General features: G+C 73.2%; 18 protein-coding genes. 7 read left to right on the forward strand and 11 right to left on the reverse strand.

Annotation, left to right across the window (positions count from 1 at the left end):
- Positions 1–249: 249 nt before the first annotated feature.
- The 3 genes from ABTZ03_RS37480 to ABTZ03_RS37490 are packed head-to-tail and all read right to left on the reverse strand — an operon-like array spanning position 250 to position 2,907.
- Positions 250–861, reverse strand: a complete 612-nt coding sequence (locus ABTZ03_RS37480; protein WP_350517671.1) for a S1 family peptidase — start codon at positions 859–861, stop codon at positions 250–252.
- Positions 752–1,489 carry a hypothetical protein gene (locus ABTZ03_RS37485; protein ID WP_350517672.1) on the reverse strand — a complete coding sequence of 246 codons (738 nt, stop codon included), beginning with the start codon at positions 1,487–1,489 and terminating at the stop codon, positions 752–754. The genes ABTZ03_RS37480 and ABTZ03_RS37485 overlap by 110 nt, the downstream gene beginning before the upstream one ends.
- A 50-nt stretch (positions 1,490–1,539) precedes the next feature.
- On the reverse strand, positions 1,540–2,907 hold the full coding sequence (locus ABTZ03_RS37490) for a carotenoid oxygenase family protein (protein ID WP_350517673.1): 1,368 nt from the start codon (positions 2,905–2,907) through the stop codon (positions 1,540–1,542).
- A 71-nt stretch (positions 2,908–2,978) separates the two neighbouring features.
- Between ABTZ03_RS37490 and ABTZ03_RS37495 the strand changes: the two genes are divergently transcribed.
- The 3 genes from ABTZ03_RS37495 to ABTZ03_RS37505 all read left to right on the forward strand — a co-directional run bounded on the left by ABTZ03_RS37495 (position 2,979) and on the right by ABTZ03_RS37505 (position 6,081).
- Entirely contained in the window at positions 2,979–3,539 is a 561-nt protein-coding gene (locus ABTZ03_RS37495; protein ID WP_350517674.1) for a PadR family transcriptional regulator, read from the forward strand.
- A 248-nt stretch (positions 3,540–3,787) separates the two neighbouring features.
- Positions 3,788–4,156, forward strand: coding sequence for a TetR/AcrR family transcriptional regulator C-terminal domain-containing protein (locus ABTZ03_RS37500; RefSeq protein ID WP_350517696.1), 369 nt, complete (start codon positions 3,788–3,790; stop codon positions 4,154–4,156).
- A gap of 956 nt (positions 4,157–5,112) precedes the next feature.
- Positions 5,113–6,081, forward strand: a complete 969-nt coding sequence (locus ABTZ03_RS37505; protein ID WP_350517675.1) for a tyrosinase family protein — start codon at positions 5,113–5,115, stop codon at positions 6,079–6,081.
- Between the two features lie 81 nt (positions 6,082–6,162).
- On the opposite strand, the gene ABTZ03_RS37510 is transcribed toward ABTZ03_RS37505, so the two are convergent.
- The gene (locus tag ABTZ03_RS37510; protein ID WP_350517676.1) at positions 6,163–7,332 is read right to left on the reverse strand and encodes an FAD-dependent oxidoreductase; all 1,170 of its coding nucleotides are present in this window, start codon (positions 7,330–7,332) and stop codon (positions 6,163–6,165) included.
- A 124-nt stretch (positions 7,333–7,456) separates the two neighbouring features.
- Between ABTZ03_RS37510 and ABTZ03_RS37515 the strand changes: the two genes are divergently transcribed.
- Positions 7,457–8,029, forward strand: coding sequence for a TetR/AcrR family transcriptional regulator C-terminal domain-containing protein (locus tag ABTZ03_RS37515; protein ID WP_350517677.1), 573 nt, complete (start codon positions 7,457–7,459; stop codon positions 8,027–8,029).
- 289 nt (positions 8,030–8,318) lie between these two features.
- Here the strand turns inward: ABTZ03_RS37515 and ABTZ03_RS37520 are convergent, their stop codons facing one another.
- Positions 8,319–8,585: a hypothetical protein gene (locus ABTZ03_RS37520; protein ID WP_350517678.1), complete on the reverse strand. Its 267-nt coding sequence runs from the start codon at positions 8,583–8,585 to the stop codon at positions 8,319–8,321.
- 222 nt (positions 8,586–8,807) lie between these two features.
- Here ABTZ03_RS37520 and ABTZ03_RS37525 point away from each other — a divergent pair, with 222 nt between their 5' ends.
- Entirely contained in the window at positions 8,808–8,984 is a 177-nt protein-coding gene (locus ABTZ03_RS37525; protein WP_350517679.1) for a CsbD family protein, read from the forward strand.
- Positions 8,985–9,604: 620 nt separating this feature from the next.
- On the opposite strand, the gene ABTZ03_RS37530 is transcribed toward ABTZ03_RS37525, so the two are convergent.
- Together ABTZ03_RS37530 and ABTZ03_RS37535 are read right to left on the reverse strand one after the other, a co-directional pair.
- Positions 9,605–10,540 (reverse strand): siderophore-interacting protein, encoded by a 936-nt coding sequence (locus ABTZ03_RS37530; RefSeq protein WP_350517680.1) that lies wholly within the window; start codon positions 10,538–10,540, stop codon positions 9,605–9,607.
- Between the two features lie 7 nt (positions 10,541–10,547).
- Entirely contained in the window at positions 10,548–11,591 is a 1,044-nt protein-coding gene (locus tag ABTZ03_RS37535) for an ABC transporter substrate-binding protein (RefSeq protein ID WP_350517681.1), read from the reverse strand.
- A 193-nt stretch (positions 11,592–11,784) separates the two neighbouring features.
- Here ABTZ03_RS37535 and ABTZ03_RS37540 point away from each other — a divergent pair, with 193 nt between their 5' ends.
- Together ABTZ03_RS37540 and ABTZ03_RS37545 are read left to right on the forward strand one after the other, a co-directional pair.
- Positions 11,785–12,825, forward strand: coding sequence for a FecCD family ABC transporter permease (locus ABTZ03_RS37540; RefSeq protein ID WP_502894722.1), 1,041 nt, complete (start codon positions 11,785–11,787; stop codon positions 12,823–12,825).
- Entirely contained in the window at positions 12,822–13,853 is a 1,032-nt protein-coding gene (locus ABTZ03_RS37545) for a FecCD family ABC transporter permease (protein ID WP_350517682.1), read from the forward strand. Before ABTZ03_RS37540 ends, ABTZ03_RS37545 begins: the two co-directional genes overlap by 4 nt.
- A gap of 93 nt (positions 13,854–13,946) precedes the next feature.
- On the opposite strand, the gene ABTZ03_RS37550 is transcribed toward ABTZ03_RS37545, so the two are convergent.
- The 4 genes from ABTZ03_RS37550 to ABTZ03_RS37565 form a co-directional block, all read right to left on the reverse strand.
- On the reverse strand, positions 13,947–14,528 hold the full coding sequence (locus ABTZ03_RS37550; RefSeq protein ID WP_350517683.1) for a polysaccharide deacetylase family protein: 582 nt from the start codon (positions 14,526–14,528) through the stop codon (positions 13,947–13,949).
- 383 nt (positions 14,529–14,911) lie between these two features.
- The gene (locus tag ABTZ03_RS37555) at positions 14,912–16,654 is read right to left on the reverse strand and encodes an ABC transporter ATP-binding protein (RefSeq protein ID WP_350517684.1); all 1,743 of its coding nucleotides are present in this window, start codon (positions 16,652–16,654) and stop codon (positions 14,912–14,914) included.
- Entirely contained in the window at positions 16,651–19,386 is a 2,736-nt protein-coding gene (locus ABTZ03_RS37560; RefSeq protein WP_350517685.1) for an ABC transporter ATP-binding protein/permease, read from the reverse strand. Before ABTZ03_RS37560 ends, ABTZ03_RS37555 begins: the two co-directional genes overlap by 4 nt.
- A complete protein-coding gene (locus ABTZ03_RS37565) occupies positions 19,383–20,123 on the reverse strand; it encodes a TetR/AcrR family transcriptional regulator (protein ID WP_350517686.1) in 741 nt (246 codons plus the stop codon). Before ABTZ03_RS37565 ends, ABTZ03_RS37560 begins: the two co-directional genes overlap by 4 nt.
- Positions 20,124–20,142: the final 19 nt, after the last annotated feature.

The raw sequence follows: 20,142 nt of genomic DNA on the forward strand, positions 1-20,142 counted from the left end.
ATCCGCTGCCTGATCCGCCGCGCCTGGTCCCTCTACCGCTGGAACACCCGGCCTCGCACACCCCGCATCCGATGACCTACTGGCGGACGCCCTTACGTCAGCAGCCAAAGCCGTCCTCACTCTGGAGCTGCAGCGCTGAAAACGCTCACTGTCCCACACCCACCCCAAGGGACTTCGCCAGCAGAGTCGCCGGTCCGACTTCCTACACCTCCCCGGGTGCTCCGCGTCCTCACCCACGGTTCGAAGTGATCACCACTGCGCCCAGTCCACCGTGGAAATGGTGTACCCGAAGTCCCGGACGACCGTGAAGAGGGGCTGGATGTAGGTGTAGCCCGGGTTCATCGGGTCGGTCGCGCCCCCCACCACCGTGCCGACGGCCTTGGTGCCGTAGATGACCGCTCCCCCGCTGTCGCCGGCGGCCGACCTCACGTCGACCTTGATCAGGTGCTCCGTGGTACGCCTATCGCCGTCGGTCATGCTGGCTTCGGCGGTGTCGAACATGCCGCACCTCCAGCCGCTCGCCATGCCCGAGGCGCAGGTCCAGTCGCCCTTCTCCATCTCGGACTGCGGGTCGGCGACGTAGCCGTTGTAGTAGTTGTAGACGTTGGCGACGTCCGTCTTGATCATCTTCCCGGTGGGGTGCCACGCCCGCGGATTGTCCACCCTGATCAGCTCGTAGTCCTCGGTGACGTTGTGCCGGTTGGTCACGACTCCGATGCGGGTGTTGCCCCACTGGTCGGGCCAACTGTCGTCACGCCGGATCACCGTACCTTCGTCCCAACAGTGACCGGCGGTCATCAGATAGGCCTGACCGGCCTGCTGGATCATGATGCCGGCCGAGCAGCGACCCCCACCCCCCATGGCCTGCAGGCCGTCGCCCCCGACCAGACCGGTCCGGACGTTGGCGGTCCCCCGGTGGGTGGTGACGTTGACCCTTCGCACGGTCGGCTTCGGTGACACCGGCCGCACGCAGCACCGCCTCGGCGTCCTTTCCGGCCTGTACGTCCAGCGCGACACGGTCGGCGCCGGTGTCTACCTCCCACGAACTGTCCGGCGGCATCAGCCCCTTGCGCCCGACCTCGTTGAGCCGCTCGTAGACCTCCCTGAGGTCGGCGGTGGTGTAGGCGGCACGCTGCGGGATAATTCCGGCGGCCTTGGCCGCGCGTTCCCCCTCGTCGTCCACCACGTTCGCGTGCACCTCACCGCGCATCACGTCGAGCCACACGCCCGCGTCCTTCGCGCCCTGGCCGGTGCGGAACGCCTTGGCGGTGTTCGACAGCCCGTCCTGGGCCGCCAGGCGCTGCCCCACCTCCCGCTCGGGGACGCTGAGTTGGCCCGCCACCGCATGCGCGGCGGTCTGCGAGGTGAGCGGGGCCGGTGACCCGAGACGGCCGACGGCTGAGCTCTGCGCCACGCCCGGCGCCATGGCGAACCCTGCCAGCAGGACCGCCACCGCACTCTTGGCGAGGGCCTTCCTGGGGACCTTCATGGTCAACACCCGGGACCGGCCGCGCGGAGCGATCCGCGCGGCCGGGTCGGTCAGCGGTGCGGCTCGGTGTCGGGTATCCAGGTTCCGTGGAATCCGGCCGGCACCCGGCGGGGCAGGTGCACCGTGGCGACCGGGCCGGCGGCCAGGTCGGTGGCGTCGTGCACGAGCAGACGGGAGGGCACCGACGGGGAGCGGTGGGTGACGATCGACAGCAGCCAGCCTTCGTCCTCACCGGTGGAGCCGGCGGCGGAGCCGTCCGTGGAGCCGGCCGCGGGGACGAAGACGGCCTCGCCCGCGTGCCAGTCCGCGCCGAGGTCGTGCCGGGCGACGAGGCCATGCTCGCTGTCGACTTTCACGATGGCGTGGGAGTCGACGGCGTACAGGTAGCGGTGGGGCAGCCCGACCAGGCGGTCGTCCAGGGTCGGGAACTCCACTCCGGTGTCGTCGAGCGCCTGCTCGGTGACGGTGCCGGTGGCCGGGTCGAGGGTCCAGCGGTGCAGGGAGCTGACCCCAGCGGCCGCGGCCTGGCCGGGGCCTGGCGGGCCGCCGGCGCGGGCCCAGGCGGCCCGCCAGGCGTCGGGGCCGTAGCGGACGGCGTCCAGGACGACGCGGCCCCGGTCGTCCTCGTGGGCGTTGCCGACGTGGAAGACGTAGCACGGCTCGATGTCGAACCACCGCACCGCCGGATCGTTCCTGCCCATCAGTCCGATGCGCGCGGTGTAGCTGTCGCTCCACCGGTAGGGCACGCCGCGGCCCACCAGGTCGGGGTCGAGGACGACCGGGAGGTCCAGCCAGACGATGTGGTGGGGGGTGATGGCGAAGTCGTGCATCATCGTCGGCCCCGGCACCTCGACGGGGAAGCTGGTGGCCAGTTCACCGTCCGCGGTCAGCCGGTGGTACGTCAGATACGGCGGACGCACGCCGTAGTCGAACAGGTGCAGCTCTCCGGTACAGGGGTCCTCCTTGGGGTGCGCGGTCATCCCGGTGGTGAGCCGGCCGCCGAAGTCGCACGGGCCCAGGGTGTCCAGTTCGGGGCTCAGTTCGTAGGGGTAGCTGGTCTCCATCAGCGCGAGGATCCTGCCCGCGTGTTGGATGACCGAGGTGTTGGCGGCCCCGGCGGCCAGGTCGCGGGTGCCGTCCGGGCCGATCGGCCGGGCGCCGTCGAGGCGCCTGGTGCGCACCCAGCGGTTGCGGTACCAGGCGGCCCGGCCGTTCTCCAGCCGCACGCCGTGCAGCATGCCGTGGCCGGCGAACCAGTGCCCGCTGTCCTCGCCGGGCAGCGGGTTGGGCCCGTTGCGGAAGTAGCGGCCGGTCAGCTCGGGCGGCAGCGCGCCGGTCACGTGGAGTCCGGTGGCCTCGGTCTCGTCCTGGACGGGGGCCAGGTGGCCCGCGAGGTAGCTCGGAGTCTGTTCGCTCATGCCCCGACACTCACATGTACAAACTGATATGTCAATGAGTACATGTCCAGACTGTTAGGTACGATGGCCGCATGTCCCTGCGCCACGCCCTGCTCGGTCTGCTCGCCGACCGGCCCCAGACCGGCTACGACCTGAACAAGCGCTTCGAGGAGTCCCTGTCGCGCTACGCGTGGCACGCCAGCCACAGCCACATCTATCCGGAGCTGAAGAGGATGACCGTCGACGGCCTCGTCGAGGTCGTCGACGAGGGCACCCGCGGCAGCAAGACCTACGGCATCACCGAGAGCGGCACCGCCGCCCTGCGGGAGTGGATGTTCATCCCCAAGGACGGACCGGTGCGCAGCGAGGCCGTGCTGCGGCTGTTCCTGCTGTCTGCCCTGGAGGCGGAGGACGCGCGCACCCTCATCGACCAGGTCATCGCCCACGCGGAGACGGAGAGCGCCGAACTGCGGGAGGCCGTCCAGCGCATCGAGGCCGCCTCGCAGCCGGGTGACAAGCCGCCCTTCGCCCGCTTCGCCGCCGAGTTCGGTCTGCGGTTCCAGCAGCTCCAGCGCGACTGGGCCCAGTGGGCCATCGATCAGCTCGACGAGAGCGCGATGCCCACGGACGACCGAGGGCCGTCTTCCGATTGACCGGCCGGGCCGGACGACACGGGCCGGACTCCGCGACCGTGGACAGTGCGATCATCGCCCAGCGACACCCGATCACCGGGCTGTTCCACCGTGTTCTCCGGCCCCTGGTACGGGGGTCGCAGCCTCTTCATGTCGCCCGACTCCCTTGCATGGTAAGGAAGTTGGCGTAATTTCGGCTCCTCTCCGGACCTTCCTCCCCGGGACGACCGCCCGGACGCAGCGTCCTGTTCGAGTCCACCGGCCGCAACCTGGCGGCAGGCCCGAGCGGGCCGCCCGGGCCCTCCGGCGACTGGCGCCGCGACCTCCGCCGGATCGCCCACGAGCAGCGCGCCATCATGCGACGCCATCCCTGGCTCCCCGCCGCGCTCCCGGCCCGCCAGACCCTGGGCCCGAACACCCTCGCCGTCCTCGACCACGCGCTCGCCGTCCTCGCCCAAACCGGCCTGGACGCCCAGGCGCAGCTGGAGGCCTTCAGCCTCCTCACCGGCTTCGTGGCCAGCCACATGTCGTACGAACTCGCTCAGGAACGAGCCGGCGAGGTGGCGGACCGGATCTCCGGCGAGTCCCTCGACACCCAGGCCCGCTACCTCGCCTCCGCCGTCGCGGGCGGCACCTAACCCCACCTCGCCCGGGCCCTGGCCGGGGCAGGCGGCGACCAGAGTCCCGAGGCGGTCTTCGACCGCTCCCTCGACCTCGTGATCGGCGGGATCGCGGCGGCCGGCTCGGCGGAGCCGAAGGAGGGAGGGCCCGGGCCGGGCCGAGGACGACGTGGACGTTCAGGGGGGTGCCGTGCTGGGGCACGGGAGGCCTTCGGCAGCGGATGGGAGGTGCGGACGTTCCCGGTCCGCAGCCCCCGGGGCAACCCCGCTCCTGACCATGCGGAATCGAAGCTCGTGGAGCGTCGTGCATGATCAGGCGCTGGGAGTTGGATCAGGAACTGGAGGCAGGGTTGAGCGTCACTGGTGTGCGGGTCGTCGGCGCGGTGCCTGACGAGAGGATCTGGGACCTGCTGAACGTTGCGGTTCAGGCTGCGCCGTCGCCGTACGCCTCCGCCGCGGTCGTCGACCTCCCCGAACTCCCGCCCGGCGGCTCCCTCCTGGTCCGCCCCGACGGCTTCATCGCCTGGCGTGCCGCCGATCCCCCGACCACCTGGGCCCGTCCCTCACCCTCCTGCTCGGGCACGGCTGAGCCACCGGGAACACCCCTGTCCCCCGGGAGATCCCCGGGCGGGCCGGCAGTGGCGTTGTGCTCGGTGCCGCCGGGTCCACTGCGGCCACAGGGCTGTCCAGACACCTTGTCGCACGCCGTCGAGGGTGGTTCGCCGCGGGCCGAGGCCTCCCTGGCGGCCGGATGCGATCAAGCACCCGGCGCGGGATCCTGAAATCAGGCGCATGCGAAGGAACTCTGCCACCGTCGCCCGCCCACCCGGATGTGCGCCGCAACGTGACGCCAAGTCACCGTCAGCCGAGCGGGTGGCACAGCCTCGCCCTCCTTCACACGGTCCGGCTCGCGCCGGGCGTCGTCCGGGTACCGGTCATCACCCTCCGCGACCGGATCAGAGGAGTGGTCTGCCATGGCCGTGGTCCGCAAGAACATCCTGAAGGACACCACCGCACGCGACGACTTCATCGAGGCCGTTCACCGCCTCAAGGAAAAGATGTCCAACCGCACGACCCGCGGGTACGGCATTCCCGGCCCCGACCAGCAGCTGTCCCTCTACGACCTCTTCGTGATCGAGCACATCCAGGCGACGAGGCGTGCCATCCCGTCCAACGGCAGCTGGTTGCTGCGCAACACGGCACACCGCTCGCCGTCCTTCCTGCCGTGGCACCGCTGGTTCCTCCTCCGCGTGGAGGGCCAGATGCGGTCGGTACTCGGCAAGTCCGGCTTCGCCCTGCCGTACTGGGACTGGCAGACCGACGCCGACGCCGGAGTGCCGGAGCGGGCGGCGGTCTGGGGCGACACCTACATGGGGCACGCAGGCATACCCGTCAACAGCGGCCCGTTCCGCGCCCAGAACAACCCCCGACCCTTCTGGGTCATCGTCGAAGCCGACGGCCTCGGCGCCTGGGACTCCGTCCGGCGGGGGCTGGAGCGGCAGTTCTACCAGAGTGCGAACAGCCTGCCCAACAGCACGAATGTGAAAGAGGTCCTCTCCAGCTACCCGACGTACGACTCAGTAGGTTTCGACGTGAACTCGGCCGGTTTCCGCAACCGGCTCGAAGGGTTCCTGCCGGCCGGTCAGTCCAGCATGCACAACCGGGTCCACGACTGGATCGGCCGCGACATGATCCCGATCAGCTCGCCCAACGACCCGGTCTTCTTCCTGCACCACTGCAACGTGGACCGGATCTGGGAAAGCTGGATGAGCAAGAACGGCCGCAGCTACCTCCCCGGCATGGATGCCCCACCCGTGTACAGCGGTATCCGGATCGACGACGTACTCCCCTTCGACGGCTATCCGGTCGACGACCCGCCCACACCGCGCCGCGCCCTCGACATGACCTCCCTCTACAGCTACGACCAACTGGTACCGATCTGACCCCGACTACCGGGCGTGAGCATCGAGTTCAACCTGCCCGGCGCACCGCGGACAGCCCCCTCCACGGTTCGCTGTCGCCCGTCAGTGTGCGCCCGCTCCGTCCGCCGGTGCCGCACCCGCCATGACCGACGGGGCGAAGGCCGGCAGTTGCTCCAGACTCTCCGCGACCGCCGCGAAGCCGTATTCGAGCATCTCCCGCTCGTAGCGCTCGACGGCGGGCAGCAGTTCCGCCTCGCCGCGCTCGACCGCGGTGAGCACGCGGCAGAGGAGTTCCGCGTCCCGGAACGCGGTGTTGGCGCCCATGCCCGCGCTCGGCGGCATGACGTGGACGGCGTCGCCGAGCAGGGTGACCCGGCGGGTGCCCCAGTGCGGCACCGGCTTCGCGTGACGGACCGTCAGCACCGAGCTGTTCACCACATCCGACTGGCGCACCAGCTCGACCAGGTCGGGGTGCCAGTCGGCGATGCCGGCCAGCAGCAGGTCACGGACCCCCGGCCAGTCGGCGGGCAGCGGCTTGATGTACTCGGGCAGGAACGCTCCCCAGCGCAGGTAGCTGCCGGTTCGCGGCAGTTCGACGTCGGGGGCCAGTTCGGCCGCGGCCAGGTGCGGCGGGCGGCGGAACTCCATCTTGCCGAGCAGCATCCGCACCTCGGGGCCGTGGACCAGGGTGCCGAAGCCCGGGACCAGGCCGGCGAACCGGTCGGTCAGCGGCGTGCGGCCGAGCAGGCCGCTGCCGTCGAGGGTGACCACCTCGGCGTCGGGCAGGAGTTGTCGGCGCACGGGCGAGTTGCCGCCGTCCGCGCCCACCAGCAGGTCGCCGGTGGCGGCGGTCCCGTCGGCGAACTCGGCCCGCACGGTGCCGTCGGCCTGCTCGCTGTAGCGGACCAGCCGCTTGCCGAACTCGATCCGGTCGGTGATCCCGGCCAGCAGCAGGTGCCGCAGGACGTGCCGGTCGGTGGCCATGCCCCCGTGCAGCGCACCGAGTCGGCGGATCTCGCGCAACTGCTCGTCGACCACCCGCCGCTCACCCGAGAGCTCCCCGGTGCTGGCCTCCAGCAGCGGGTGCAGGCGCTGCGGCAGGCATGCGCGCAGCGCGTCCAGCCCCCGGCCGCCGATGCCGATCCGGAAGCCCTGGTACCGGGCCTGCACGTTCTCCTCGCGCTCGTAGACCCGCACGTCGATCCCGGCCTGGTGCAGTCCCTGCGCCAGGCACAGCCCACCGATTCCCGCGCCGATCACCAGTACACGCATGTCGATCCCCCCGTGGAAACTGACTTGAACACCGTTCACTTGGTCACTGTTCAACTTACTTGGTCGGTGTTCAAGTGGCAAGATGCCTCCGCTGACAGGAATGGGCTACGAAAGGGGACACCCGATGCCGCTTCGGCAGGCCGACGTACTGCAGGGTGCACTGGAACTGCTCGACGAGGACGGTCTCGACGAGCTGACCACCCGCCGCCTGGCCCAACGGCTCGGCGTCCGGGCCGGCGCCCTGTACTGGCACTACCCGAGCAAGGCCGCCCTGCTGGACGCGCTGGCCGACCGGATCATCGGCGAGATGCTCACCCAGCCGCCCACCGGCGGCCCGGACACCGCCCCCGCCACCGAACAGGCCTGGCCCGACCGCCTCCGGGAACTGGCCACCCGGGCCCGCGCGGCCATGCTCGCCCACCGCGACGGCGCCCGGCTCGTGGTCTCCTTCACCGCCCCGCCGCCCAACGCCGTCGCCTACTTCGGCGCCCTGATCGGTACCCTGCGCTCGGCCGGAGCCGATGCCCCGGCCGCCCACCTCGGCGCGGACGTGGTCACCAGCTTCGTCAACGGCTACACCCTCGAAGAACAGGCCCGCCAGGCCGCGCTGATCCCCCAGGACCAGCGCGACGCGACCTTCCGGCTGGAACTGGACATCGTGATCGCGGGCATCCGCACACAACTGCTGCACGACTGAGCGGAGCCCGCCACGGCAAGCAGTACCGGGGCGGCTTGCCGTGGCGGGCCCGGACAGCCGGACGCCCGACCGTCAGTGGTCCTCGTGGAGAAGTCGCAGGGCCACCCGGCGGCCGTGGCCGCGTTTGACAGCGAGTGCGAACCACAAGCGGGTCGCTCCGTCCACGACGTGGTCCGAGTCGGCCGGATCAACCGGATCGGCCCCGACCGGACGGCCTTCCTCGACACGTACGCCGAGCACGTCCTGCCGGCCCGGCGTGGACAGCCGGACCGCCCACCGAAGGTCCTGCTCAGAGGCGGACGAGGCGCGGCGGACCGTCACCGTCAGGGGCGAGGACGACGTCCAGCGGCGGCCGCAGCCAGTGGACGACCTGGCGTCGCCCGTCGTCGGCCCGCACCGGAGGAAGGCGCTCCGCCACGTGTTCGGCGACGGCGAGCGCCTGCTCGTCGTCCAGCGGGGAGCTGACCGCACGACGGCGGTCCCAGGTGACCAGGAGGCGTTCGGGCCGCCCGGCGGAGCCCAGGAAGCCGACGGCTGTGGCAGGCTGCGGGTCCACCAGCAGAACCTTTCCGTATGCGTCGCGCCGAAGCGCGACATGGGATCGGCCCGTCCTGTCCGGGCTGATCCGCCGATCTTGCCCCCACCCGCGGGAGCGCGCACCACGACACCGGGCTCGACCCGGTTCCGCCCACCCGGTGAGCGGCGGTTCCGGTGCATGGATCCGGAATCCTCGGGCAGGCGCCAGGTGTCCTGATGTCGCAAGCCGACGGGAGTGACGGTGACGAGTGCCACGGACAAGGTCCGCAACATGGCGGAGAAGGCCACGGGCAGGGCGAAGGAGGCCGCAGGCCGGGCCCGGGGCGACCGGAGGATGGAAGCGGAGGGCAAGGGCCGGCAGGCCAGGAGCGATCTGAAGCAGGCCGGGGAGAAGATCAAGGACGCGGTCGAGCACTGACAGCCCCGGACGGTCAGGCGCCCTCGCGGCGGACGTGGCGCGGTCAGCTCGCGGTGCGCCGGGCCGCCACGAGGTCGGCGTGGGGGGTCCGCACGACGTGCAGGCCCCCCACGCCCGGTGTCAGCGCCCGGGCGACGGCCCTCCAGGTGGCGCGCCGCACGGGCGGCGGGAGGGTGGCGACGACGAGCGCCTCCGGGCCTGGAGGCGGTCGGTCTCGGCCTGCAGCAGGTCGTAGAACTCCACCGAGACCGAGTACCCGGGTCCGGGTCCGCGTCCGGGCTCGGGCTCGGGCTCGACCCCCGTCCCGTCAGCCATGATCGTGCCACTGGTCACGCCCGGACCCGAGCGGAATTCCGCCGACGTCGAACAGCGCTGCGGCGGGCATCCGCCCTCTCCCTCTCTCGTGACGGACCGGTAACCGACGCTACGGCCACCCGGCCCGGTGCGCGCGGCCGCCGGGCACGTGCACCACGCCCACGGCGCCCTCGCCGCGCCCCGGCCGGCCCCGGTCCGCCGGGGTCTGCCACGGCGCGGTCGGGTCGGCCGGTCCACTGCGGTGCGGTGGCGGCCCGGTGTCCGGCGGGGTGAGCCTGGAAGACCGCTCGCTCCACTCGTGCCCGTCAGTCCGCGTCGCCCACGGTGCTCCGCTCCGAGCGGAGTTGCTCCTCCGAGGCGCCGCGTCGCCAGTAGCCGGAGAACTCGACCCGGGCACGGTCGTAACCGCGCTCCCGGACCAGGTGCCGGCGCAGGCCCCGGACCATCGCCGACTCCCCCGCGATCCAGGCGTACGGCACGCCGGCGGGCAGGTTCGCGGCGCGCACCGCCCCGGCCAGGATCTCGCCCGGCAGCGCGGACCCGCCCTCCCTGGTCAGCCAGGTGACGTCGAGTGCGGCCGGGCTCGGCAGGTCCTGGATGTCCTGCCGGTACGGGACTTCGACGAAGGCCCGGCCCCGGACCCCGGTCGGGAGCCAGCGCAGGATCGCGCCGAGTGCGGGCAACGCGGTCTCGTCCGCGGCCAGCAGCACCCAGTCCGTGTCGGCCGGCGGCCGGAAGCCGACGCTGCGGTTGTCCGCCGTCGTCGGCCCCAGCAGGACCACCCGGTCGCCGGGTTCGGCCCGGGCGGCCCAGGTCGCGGCGGGGCCGGCGCCGTTCGACGGCTGCCCGGGCCGGGCGCCGTGCAGTGCGAAGTCCACGTCCACTTCGAGGGGTTGGTAGCGCTGCGCGCGGATGGTGTACGAGCGCATGACCGCCCGTTCGTGTTCCGGCACGGCCTGCCAGGCCTGGTACCAGCCCGCGCCGGTGCGGTCGGGCAGGACCGGGGCCGGCTGGCCCGGGCGCGGCAGGAAGAGGGAGAAGCTCTGGTCCCGGCCGCCGGAGGCGAAGCCGGCCAGCCGGTCGCCGCCGAAGGTCACCCGCAGCAAGGTGGGGCCGAGCCGGCGGGTCCGTACCACGTGGGCGTCGAAGAAGCGGAACTGTCCGGCGACGGCGGCCGGGTCGGCGGCCGGGGCCGGCGCCCCTGCGGCGGGCCGCGGGATGCGGGTCGGTCGGGTGTCCATCGGGTCGTCAGCCCAGCTTCCGGGCGGACCGGATCGCCTGGGCCAGCCGTTCCAGCAGCGGTGCGGCGCCGGTGTAGGAGAAGCGCGGCACCGCGCTCCAGGGGGTGATCTGGTTCGCCTTCACCGTGGGCAGCTCGGCCCAAGTCGGCTTGCCCGTCAGGTCCTTGGGCTGCAGCGAGGTGCCCCGTTCGTCGAGCAGCAGCAGATCGGCCCGGTACTGGCCGGCGTTCTCCCAGCTGAGGCTCTCGAAGTAGCCCCCGGCTCCGGGCTTGTCCGGGACGACGATGTCCACGCCGAGTTGCGCGAAGTACATCAGGTCGGAGGAGACCTTCGGGTTGGACACGTAGAACAGGTCGGCACTGGCGGAGCAGGCCAGGACCCTGATCCCGCCGGACGCCTTCACCGCCTGCCGCACGCTCTCGGCGGCGGCCTCGAAGCGGGCCTTGGCGTCGGTGACCTTCCTGGCGTTCAGGTCCGCGCCCAACGAGGCGGCCAGATCGGCGTAGTGCTCGATCGGCTCGGTCATCGGCACCCGGGCCACCCCGATCGCCGCGACGTTCGGGTTGATCTTGAGGATCTTGTCCTTGCTCTCGTCGGGGACGTACCAGAAGGCCCCCGGGTCGTACATGTGGGTGACCAGGAGGTCGGGCTGGAGCGCCGCGTACTTCTCGATGTCGAACTCGCCGTAGGCGTTGCCGATGACGGTCACCTGGTTCACGTCGAGGTCGCCGGCCTGGGGGTCGGCCCTGCCGTCGGCGGCCCTGGTCTCGCCGAAGACGCCGACCACCTGCCGCCCCAGACCGAAGTCGACCAGGGCCGCGGCGGCACCGGTGAAGGCGACGACGCGCTGGGGCGGGTTGAACGCCGACAGCCGCTTCGGCTGGTCGTCGGTGAACGACCAGGGGCCGGCCTTCACGCCGTCGGACGCGCCGGCCCGGCTCTTCGTGCCGCTGCCGCCGCACGCGGCCAGGAGTGCGCCGAGCGCGGTGGCACCACCGCCGGCGAGCAGGCCGCGGCGAGTGGGACGACTGGTGATTGTGGGGCGTGTCACAGGTGTTCGCTTTCAAGGAGGGACAGGGCCGGCGGCGCGAAGCGCGGCACTCTGCCGGAACCGAACGACATCGAACTAAGCATAGGCTAACCTAACTTTCACTCCTGTCCAGAGACGTCGTCCCCTCCCCCACACCCGACCCCGCACCCGACCCCGGAGCCCACCAACCGTGTCCATCGCCAGACCACCGCAGTTGGGTCCTGTCCGCCCCGGCGCGGACGACGCCGACGCCGACACACCGGTGCGGCGCACCGCCCGGTGGGCCGGCGGGCTGCTCGCCGCCCTCCTGCTCCTGCTCGCGGTCCTGGTGCTGAGCATCGCCGTCGGAGCCAAGCCGCTGACCCCCGGCCAGGTCTGGCACGGGCTGCTCGACCACGACTCCACCGACTACGCGGTGGTCCACCGGATGCGCCTGCCGCGCACCCTGCTCGGGCTGCTGGTCGGCTGCGGCCTCGGCCTGTCCGGCGCCGTCATGCAGGCCCTGACCCGCAATCCGCTCGCGGACCCCGGACTACTGGGCATCAACGCCGGCGCCTCGGCGGCCGTGGTCACCGCCTCCTCGCTGTTCGGCATCGCCACCGTCGGCGGGTACGTCTGGTTCGCGCTCGCCGGTGCGGCCGTCGTGTCCGTCGCCGTGTACGCGGTCGGCGGCGGCCGGGCGGCCACTCCCGCCCGGCTCGCGCTGGCCGGGTCCGCACTCAACGCCACGCTGTACTCCTACGTCAGCGCGGTGATGCTGCTGGACACCAGGACGCTGGACCGGATGCGGTTCTGGACGGTCGGCTCGCTGGCCGACGCCCAGCCCGCAACCGTCCTCACCGTGCTGCCGTTCATCGGGGCGGGCCTGCTGCTGGCGCTCGCGCTGGCCGGGCCGCTCAACGCCCTGGCCCTCGGCGACGACAAGGCCAGGGCCCTGGGCACCCGGCCCGGGCTCGTCCGGGCCGGGGCCGTCGCGGCCGTCACCCTGCTCTGCGGGGCCGCGACGGCCGCCTGCGGACCGATCGTCTTCGTCGGGCTGATGGTGCCCCACCTGGTGCGTGCCGTCACCGGACCCGACCTGCGCCGGCTGCTGCCGTACTGCGCGCTGCTCGCCCCGGTCCTGCTGCTCGGTGCCGACGTGCTGGGACGGGTCGTGGCCCGGCCGGGCGAACTCCTCGTAGGCGTGGTGACCGCGGTGCTCGGCGGGCCGTTCTTCCTCCACCTCGCGCGCCGCGGGAAGGTGGCCCGGGCATGACCTCGATCCGTTTCGGTACCACCGGCCGGTCGCTGCGCTACCAGCCGCGCGCCCTGGTGGCGGGCACCGGCTGCGCCCTGCTGGCCGCCGTCGTGAGCGTGTTCAGCCTGGGCAGCGGAAGCTACTCGCTCGAACCCGGCGACGTGCTGCGCGCACTCACCGGTGAGGGCTCGCCCGCCGAGGACTTCATCGTCAACCAGCTGCGCCTGCCCCGGGTGGTCACCGCCCTGCTGGTCGGCGCGGCCCTGGGGCTGGCCGGCTCGCTCCTCCAGTCCCTGGTCCGCAATCCGCTGGGCAGCCCCGACATCCTCGGGTTCACCCAGGGGGCCGCCGTCGGCGCCCTGCTCGTGGTGGTGGCGGGCGGCGGCAGCGCGGCCCTGGCCGGCGGAGCCGTGGCCGGCGGCACCCTCACGGGGGCGGCCGTCTGCGCGCTCGCCTGGCGACGCGGCCTGCACGGCGGCCGGCTGGTGCTGGTCGGCATCGGTGCCGCCGCCGTCCTCACCGGGATCAGCGGCTACCTGCTCACCCGGGCCGGACTCACGGACGCGGCCCGGGCGCTCCTCTGGCTGACGGGGAGTCTGGACGGCCGCGGCTGGGGCGAGGCGCTGCCACTGGCCGTCGCCCTCGCCGTCCTGACCCCGGTGGTGCTGTGCGGCTGTGCCCGGCCACTGCGCATGCTCGAACTGGGCGATGACACCGCCATGGCCCTGGGCATCCGGGTCGGACCGCTGCGCCTGCTGCTGCTCGGCTCCGCCGTGCTGCTGTCCGCGCTCGCGGCGGCCGCCGCCGGCCCGGTCTCCTTCGTGGCCCTGACCTCGCCCCAGCTCGCCGGACGGCTGGCCCGCTCCCCCGGCCCCAACCCGGCCGTCTCGATGCTGACCGGTGCCGCCCTGCTGGTCACCGCCGACTGGGCGGCCCAGCATCTGGTCGGCGGACACCAGCTGCCGGTCGGCGTGGTCACCGGCGTCCTCGGCGGCGGCTACCTGCTCCGGCTGCTGGTCGCCGAACGGCGGGCCGGCCGGATCTGACCGCAACCCGGCAGACGGCCGCACGCACGGACATGACGGACGGTGTCCGGGACGCCCCCGCGGCCGCGGGGAGGACCGTTCGGACGCCCGCCGTCACCCCGGCGGTGCGGTGAACCGGTATCCGGAGTCGATCAGTGCGGGCAGGAACTCGGAGAGGGCCGCCACCGTCTGCGAGCGGTCCCCGCCCCCGTCGTGAGTCAGCACGATCGCCCCCGGCCTCAGCTCCGACATGAGCCGCCGGGCGATCACGTCCGTCCCGGGCTCCGCCCAGTCCTGCGGGTCGACCGACCAGCCCATGGGCCGCATCCCCAGCTCGGCGCAGACCTTGAGCGTCTTGGCGGGCCAGTCCCCGCCCGGGGAGCGGAACCAGGTGGGCTCCTTGCCGGTGATCCCGGCGAGGAGTTCGGAGGTACGTGTCAGCTCGTCGCGGATGTTCGCCTCGGGGAGGGCGCGCAGGTTCGGATGGCTCCAGGAGTGGTTGCCGATGAGGTGGCCCCGGCCCGCGATCTCCTTCACCAGCCCGGGGTGTTCGGCCGCGTTCTCCCCGATCAGGAAGAAGGTCGCCCGGATGCCGTGCTTCTCCAGGAGGGCCAGCACGGCCGGGGTGTACTTCGGATGGGGACCGTCGTCGACGGTGATGGCCACCACCTTGCGGCCGGCGTCGAGCTCGTTCACCGGCCTGGTCTCCTCCGCCGTGAGGTGTCGCTGGGCGACGGGCGGGGCCGGGGCGGAGCCGGCGGTGGCGGAGCCGCTCGGAGCCGGAGTGGCGACGGCCGAAGTGGCGACGGCCGGGGCGGGCATCGCCGGAGGCGGTGGCGGCCCACCGGAGACGGCGGGCGCCGGCCCGCTCACGGCCCCCGCGTCCCGAGGTCCTCCACGGCCGCAACCCGTGAGTCCGAGGAACGACAACCCGGCCGTCGTCAAGAGCAATCTTCGTGAGGCGATCTGACGATGCGACAACATCCCGTACGCATCCCCGCGCCGGAACCGTCCGTCACCAGGACACCCTCAGAAGGCCTACGGCGTCACCGGAGGCCCCGGGCGCGCCGTCCACCGCGCTACCGCCCTCCGGCCTGCTCGGCCCGCAGCCGCCAGCCGGCGCTGGCCTCCTGCTGCTGCCAGAACCGGTGGAAGCGTCCCCCCGCCCCGAGCAGACCCTCGACCGTGCCGTCCTCGACCACCGAACCGTCCTCCAGGAACAGGACCCGGTCGGCGGTGCGGACGGTGGCCGGCCGGTGGGTCACGACGACCCCGGTCCGGGTCCCCGCCCCGGCGGTCAGCGCGGCGGCGACGGCGGCCTCGTTCTCGGTGTCGAGGGAGCTGGTGGCCTCGTCCACGAGCAGCACCGGAGCGGGCTTCAGCAGGGCCCGGGCGATGGCGATCCGCTGGCGCTCGCCGCCGGAGAGCGCCGTGCCGCCCTCACCGACGCGGGTGTCCAGGCCGGCCGGCAGCCGGTCGGCGATCTCGTCCACCCGGGCCAGCCCCAGCACCCGGTCCAGCCGTCCGTGCTCCGCTCCCGGATCACCGACCAGGACGTTCTCCCGGATCGTCCCGTCGAACAGGTAGGAGTGCTGGAAGACCATGCTGGTCAGCGCGCGCCGCCCGGCGCCGTCGAGGTGGGCCAGGTCCACGCCGTCGACCAGGACGCGGCCGCGGGTCGGCGACAGGAGTCCGGCGAGCAGGGCGAGCACCGTGCTCTTGCCGGATCCCGAGGGGCCCACGACCGCGGTGGTGGTGCCCGCCTCCAGAGTGAGGTTCAGGCCGCGCAGCACCGGCCGACCGTCCTCGTGGTGGAAGTCGACGTCCTCGAACTCGATCCTCGGCGCCCTGCCGGGTCCGGCCGCGCTGCCCTGGGGCGTGGTCGGTGCGGCGAGCACGGCGTGGACCCTGGCGAGCGAGGCGCGGACGGTCTCGACCGCGGGCGCCAGCCCGGCGAGCGCGGTGAACGGCTCCAGGTAGCGCACGACGACGACGATCAGGGCCACGGCCTCCGGTGCCGTCAGGTCCCCGCGCACCGTCAGGACGGCGGCCGTGCCGGCCAGCAGCACCAGGGCGACCTGGCCCGCCAGACCGAACAGCAGCTGGCCCGGGACCTGGAGCAGCAGCAGCCGCATGGTGGATCCGTGCTGCTCCGCCAGGGCCCGGCCGACCTGGCTGCGGGCCGGTTCGACCCGCCGGCCGGCCCGCAGGGCCTGCTGGGTTCCGGCGAACTCGATCAGCCGCTCGGTCAGGGCGCTGTTGGTGTCGGCGGCGAGCGCGTCGGCCCGTCGGCTGATCCGTCCGGAGGCCCAGAGCGCCACCATCAGCACCGGGACGCCGAGGGCCGCGGCCAGTCCGAGCTGCCAGGCGACCGGGAGCAGCGCCAGGGCGATCGCGGCGGGCAGCAGGACGGCACCGGCCAGCGGTGTGAGCAGGTTGGCGAACAGGCCGACGAGTTCGGGGCCGCCGGAGGCGATCGCCGCGCGGGCCTGCGCGGTGTTGCCCGCCAGCCAGCCCAGCCGGACCTCGGTCAGGCGGTCCGCGACGTCGTGCTGGACGCGCTCCAGGAGCCCGAACCCCAGCTCGAAGCCGCGCCGGGCCGCGAGCGTGTCGACCGCCCAGCCGGCCGCGGTCACGGCCGTCAGGACGCCCAGCCAGGGCAGTGCGCCGACCGGGCGCGGGCCGAACAGCTCCCGCACCAGCGGGACCAGCAGGACGGCACCGGCCGCGCGCAGCAGGACCGAGGACAGGGTGAGCGCGCCGTAGGCGGTGACCGCCGGACGCCGCTCCGCCGGCAGCAGCCGCAGCAGCGGTCGGATCATCGGATGGCTCCTTCGGTAGCGGTCCCGAGGTACCCGTCGTCGGGTCGCCCGGCTCCGGGTAGCCCGGAGGCGGGGCCGTCCGGCACGGAGCGCGCACCGTCGGCCTGCCAGAGGCGGTGGTAGCGGCCACCGGCGGCGAGCAGTTCGTCGTGGGTGCCGGCCTCCACCACCCTGCCGTCGTCCATGACGGCGATCCGGTCGGCGCCGGTGACGGTGTGCAGGCGGTGGGCGATGACGAGGACCGTGCGGTCCCGGGTGAGCCGGTCGAGGGCGCGCTGCACCAGGTACTCGGACTCCGGGTCGGCGTAGGCGGTCGCCTCGTCGAGGACCAGGACCGGGGTGTCGGCGAGGATCGCGCGGGCGATGGTGAGCCGTTGCCGCTCGCCGCCCGACAGCTGCGCCCCGTCGCCGAGCACGGTGTCGTACCCCTGCGGGAGCCGGGTGATCCGGTCGTGGATCCGGGCCGCGCGCGCCGCCGCCTCGACCCGTTCGGCGGAGGCGTCCGGGACGGCCAGCGCGATGTTCTCCCGGACGGTGCCGCGGACCAGCTGGACGTCCTGGAGGACGAACCCCACCCGGGTGTACAGCTCGTCGGCGGTCAGCGAACGGATGTCGCACCCGTCGACGCGGATGGCGCCCCCGCCCACGTCGTGGAACCGGGCGAGCAGGGCGGCGAGGGTGGACTTGCCCGAGCCGGAGGGACCGACCAGGGCGGTCACCGTGCCGGGCCGCAGCGTGAGCGAGACGTCCCGGATCACCGGCACGCCGGGCCGGTAGGCGAAGGCGACCCGGTCGAACACGACCGTGCCCGGCGGGCCGTCCTGGTCGGCGGTGCCGGTACCGGGGCGGGTGTCCAGTTCCTCCGCGTCCAGCGTGACGGCGATGCCGCGGGCCGCGAGCATGCCGTCCCGCAGTCCGCCGAGCCCGTAGCCGATCCCGAGCAGCCCGGTGCCGAAGGTGGTGCCGAGCAGGAGGAACGGCAGCAGGTCGACGGGGGCCATCCGGCCCGTGACGATCAGCAGGGTTCCGGTCGTGGCGATCAGCCACAGGAAGGTCGCGGGCCTGGTGACCAGGTCCATGAAGGTCTTCTTGCCGATGAACGGCCGCTGCCAGTCCCCCAGGAACGCCAGGTACTCGTCCAGTCGCAGCCGGAAGGTGGAGGCCGCCGCACCGCCGAACACCCGTACCACCGGCTGTCCTTCGAGGTAGGCGCCGGCCTCGCCGCCCATCCGCTCGGCCCACCGCTGGGCCTGCGCGATCCGCGGACCGGACTGCACCATCATGACCGCCATGGTGACGACGTAGACCAGGACCGGTACGAGCAGCACCAGGGCCGGCCGCCAGTCCACGGCGAACAGGTAGCCGAGGACGGACAGCGGGGCGACGACCGCGGCCACCGCGTCCGGGACGGCGTGGGTGACCAGGTAGTGCAGGGACAGGGTGTCGTCCTGGACGAGTTTCTTGGTCCCGGCCGATCCGCGCGTGGAGTACCAGCCGAGCGGCAGCCGGGCGAGTTTGCCGAGCAGCCGGGTGCGCAGGTCACGGGCGAACCGGGCGTCCACCGCGTGCAGCCACAGGGTCAGCGCGGCGCCGAGCACGGTGCCGGCACCGAGCAGGCCGAGCGCGAGCAGGCCGACGGCCCGCAGCCGCGCGTCGTCGGCGCCGTCCAGGAGCCGCCGGGCCAGCTCGGTCAGCAGGACGAAGGGGGCGAGTTGCAGGACCGTGACGACGACCTGCAGCAGTCCGGCCAGCAGCAGCGCCCCGCGCACGGGGGCGAGCAGCCGCCCGGCCGCCTGGGAGCGCCAGCGGGCGGGGGCCGCGGGGGTGGACGGGGCGCCGGGCTGCGCCGGGACGGCCGGCTCCCGGGGCGCGGCCGGCCCGGCGGCCGTCGGCCCGCCGTCGGCGAGTTCGTCACCGGCGAGTTCGTCACCGGTCGGCGGGCGGGCCGCGGCGATCTCGGGCAGTGCCGCTTTCCCGCCCGCCGGGTCGTCCCGGAGCTTGCCCATGGACCGGCCGTGGATCCAGTAGGCCCGGCCGGTCAGCTCGGACTTGGGGAATCCGAACTCCTCCCGCAGCCGGGTGCGGACCAGCTTGAACGTGGTCTGCTCGGCGGCGATCCAGGCGGACCAGTCGGACCAGTCCCGTGCCTCGACCGCGGCGGCGAGCCCCGCCCCGCCGTCCCGGGGCACCCAGTGCGAGCGCAGCCGCGGATGGGTCGCCAGCGGTATCAGCCGGTCGTCCGGGACGTGTTCCTCCAGGTACAGCTCCACCGCGACGTCGTGCGGGAGGGCCCGCAGGATCGAGTTGACGGCCGGGATCGACGCGGCGTCCCCGAACAGCAGGTATCCGGCCGGTGGTTCATCCGTCGGTTCGAACGTGGTGGAGCCGAGTGACATCACCGGCACCCGGGCCCCCGGGCGGACGGTCGCGGCCCAGCGCGAGCCGGGTCCCGCGGGTTCGTGCAGGACGAAGTCCACCGCGAAGGCGCCCTTCTCCGGGTCGGCCTCGGTGATGGTGTAGGCGCGCTGGTGCTCGGTGGCCCCGCCGTCCGGGTCCGGGAACCAGAACCGCAGCCAGGCGGCCGGGCCGGCGGTGACCTCCTCGAACAGGGTCGGCGAGACCAGGCGGACGCGCACGAAGTGCGGCGCCAGCCGGATCTTCTCCACCACCGTCGCCTGGTGGTCGCGCGCGCCGAAGCCCCGCAGGACGGCGCCCTGGAATCCACGGGTCACAGCGTCCTCCCCTCGGCCGGGAGCCTGACGTCCAGCGCGGCCGTCACCTCGGCCAGCGGGCGCCCCGGCGGCGCCGCGTCGGTGAGGCCGCGGATGTACGCGGTGACGACCAGCCGGAAGTAGTCCTCCGGGGAGACCTCGGGCAGGTTCGCGTGGGCCGCCGCGAGCACCCCCTCCGAGGCCAGCAGGGCACGGGAATCGGCCAGTTGGCGCTCCATCCGGTGATCGCCCCGCCCACCCGCCAGGTAGGCGGTCTGCCGCTCCTGGGCCGCCGCCTGCGCGATGGCGAACCCGGCCACCGAGGTGCAGACGACCACGGCGGTGTCGGGGGTGTGGCCGCGTTCGACCAGGGCCTCGATCTCGCCGGCGAGCACCGCGGCCCCCGCGGTGCCCCGCGGGAAGAGCTCTTGCAGGTAGCGGGCCATGCCCGGCCGGGCGAGGACGAACTCCCGCAGCGTGAGCGCGAACCGGAGCAGGTGCGCGCCGACGTCCTCGGGCAGGTTCGGGACGCGGAGTTCGGCGAGCATGCTCTCGCCGATCAGCCGGTCCAGCCCGGCCTTGCCGTCCACGTGCCGGTACAGCGCCGCGGAGGCGACACCGAGACGGGACGCCACCCCCTGGAGGGTCAGGTCCGCCAGGCCGATCTCCCGGCCGACCCGCTCGATCCCGGCGAGCGTGATGCGCGGGGGCCGTCCCTCGTGTCCCCTCGTGCGCGAGGGACTGCTTCCGTGCTCCATGCCGAGACCCACACCCCTT

The organism is Kitasatospora sp. NPDC096077 (genome assembly GCF_040303245.1).
Classification (GTDB): domain Bacteria; phylum Actinomycetota; class Actinomycetes; order Streptomycetales; family Streptomycetaceae; genus Kitasatospora.

Excerpts from the sequence above, each read along its gene's own strand:
- ABTZ03_RS37480 (WP_350517671.1), bottom strand. The coding sequence starts at position 861 with ATGGGGGGTGGGGGTCGCTGCTCGGCCGGCATCATGATCCAGCAGGCC.
- ABTZ03_RS37485 (WP_350517672.1), bottom strand. The coding sequence starts at position 1,489 with ATGAAGGTCCCCAGGAAGGCCCTCGCCAAGAGTGCGGTGGCGGTCCTG.
- ABTZ03_RS37490 (WP_350517673.1), bottom strand. The coding sequence starts at position 2,907 with ATGAGCGAACAGACTCCGAGCTACCTCGCGGGCCACCTGGCCCCCGTC.
- ABTZ03_RS37495 (WP_350517674.1), top strand. The coding sequence starts at position 2,979 with ATGTCCCTGCGCCACGCCCTGCTCGGTCTGCTCGCCGACCGGCCCCAG.
- ABTZ03_RS37505 (WP_350517675.1), top strand. The coding sequence starts at position 5,113 with ATGGCCGTGGTCCGCAAGAACATCCTGAAGGACACCACCGCACGCGAC.
- ABTZ03_RS37510 (WP_350517676.1), bottom strand. The coding sequence starts at position 7,332 with ATGCGTGTACTGGTGATCGGCGCGGGAATCGGTGGGCTGTGCCTGGCG.
- ABTZ03_RS37515 (WP_350517677.1), top strand. The coding sequence starts at position 7,457 with ATGCCGCTTCGGCAGGCCGACGTACTGCAGGGTGCACTGGAACTGCTC.
- ABTZ03_RS37530 (WP_350517680.1), bottom strand. The coding sequence starts at position 10,540 with ATGGACACCCGACCGACCCGCATCCCGCGGCCCGCCGCAGGGGCGCCG.
- ABTZ03_RS37545 (WP_350517682.1), top strand. The coding sequence starts at position 12,822 with ATGACCTCGATCCGTTTCGGTACCACCGGCCGGTCGCTGCGCTACCAG.
- ABTZ03_RS37555 (WP_350517684.1), bottom strand. The coding sequence starts at position 16,654 with ATGATCCGACCGCTGCTGCGGCTGCTGCCGGCGGAGCGGCGTCCGGCG.
- ABTZ03_RS37565 (WP_350517686.1), bottom strand. The coding sequence starts at position 20,123 with ATGGAGCACGGAAGCAGTCCCTCGCGCACGAGGGGACACGAGGGACGG.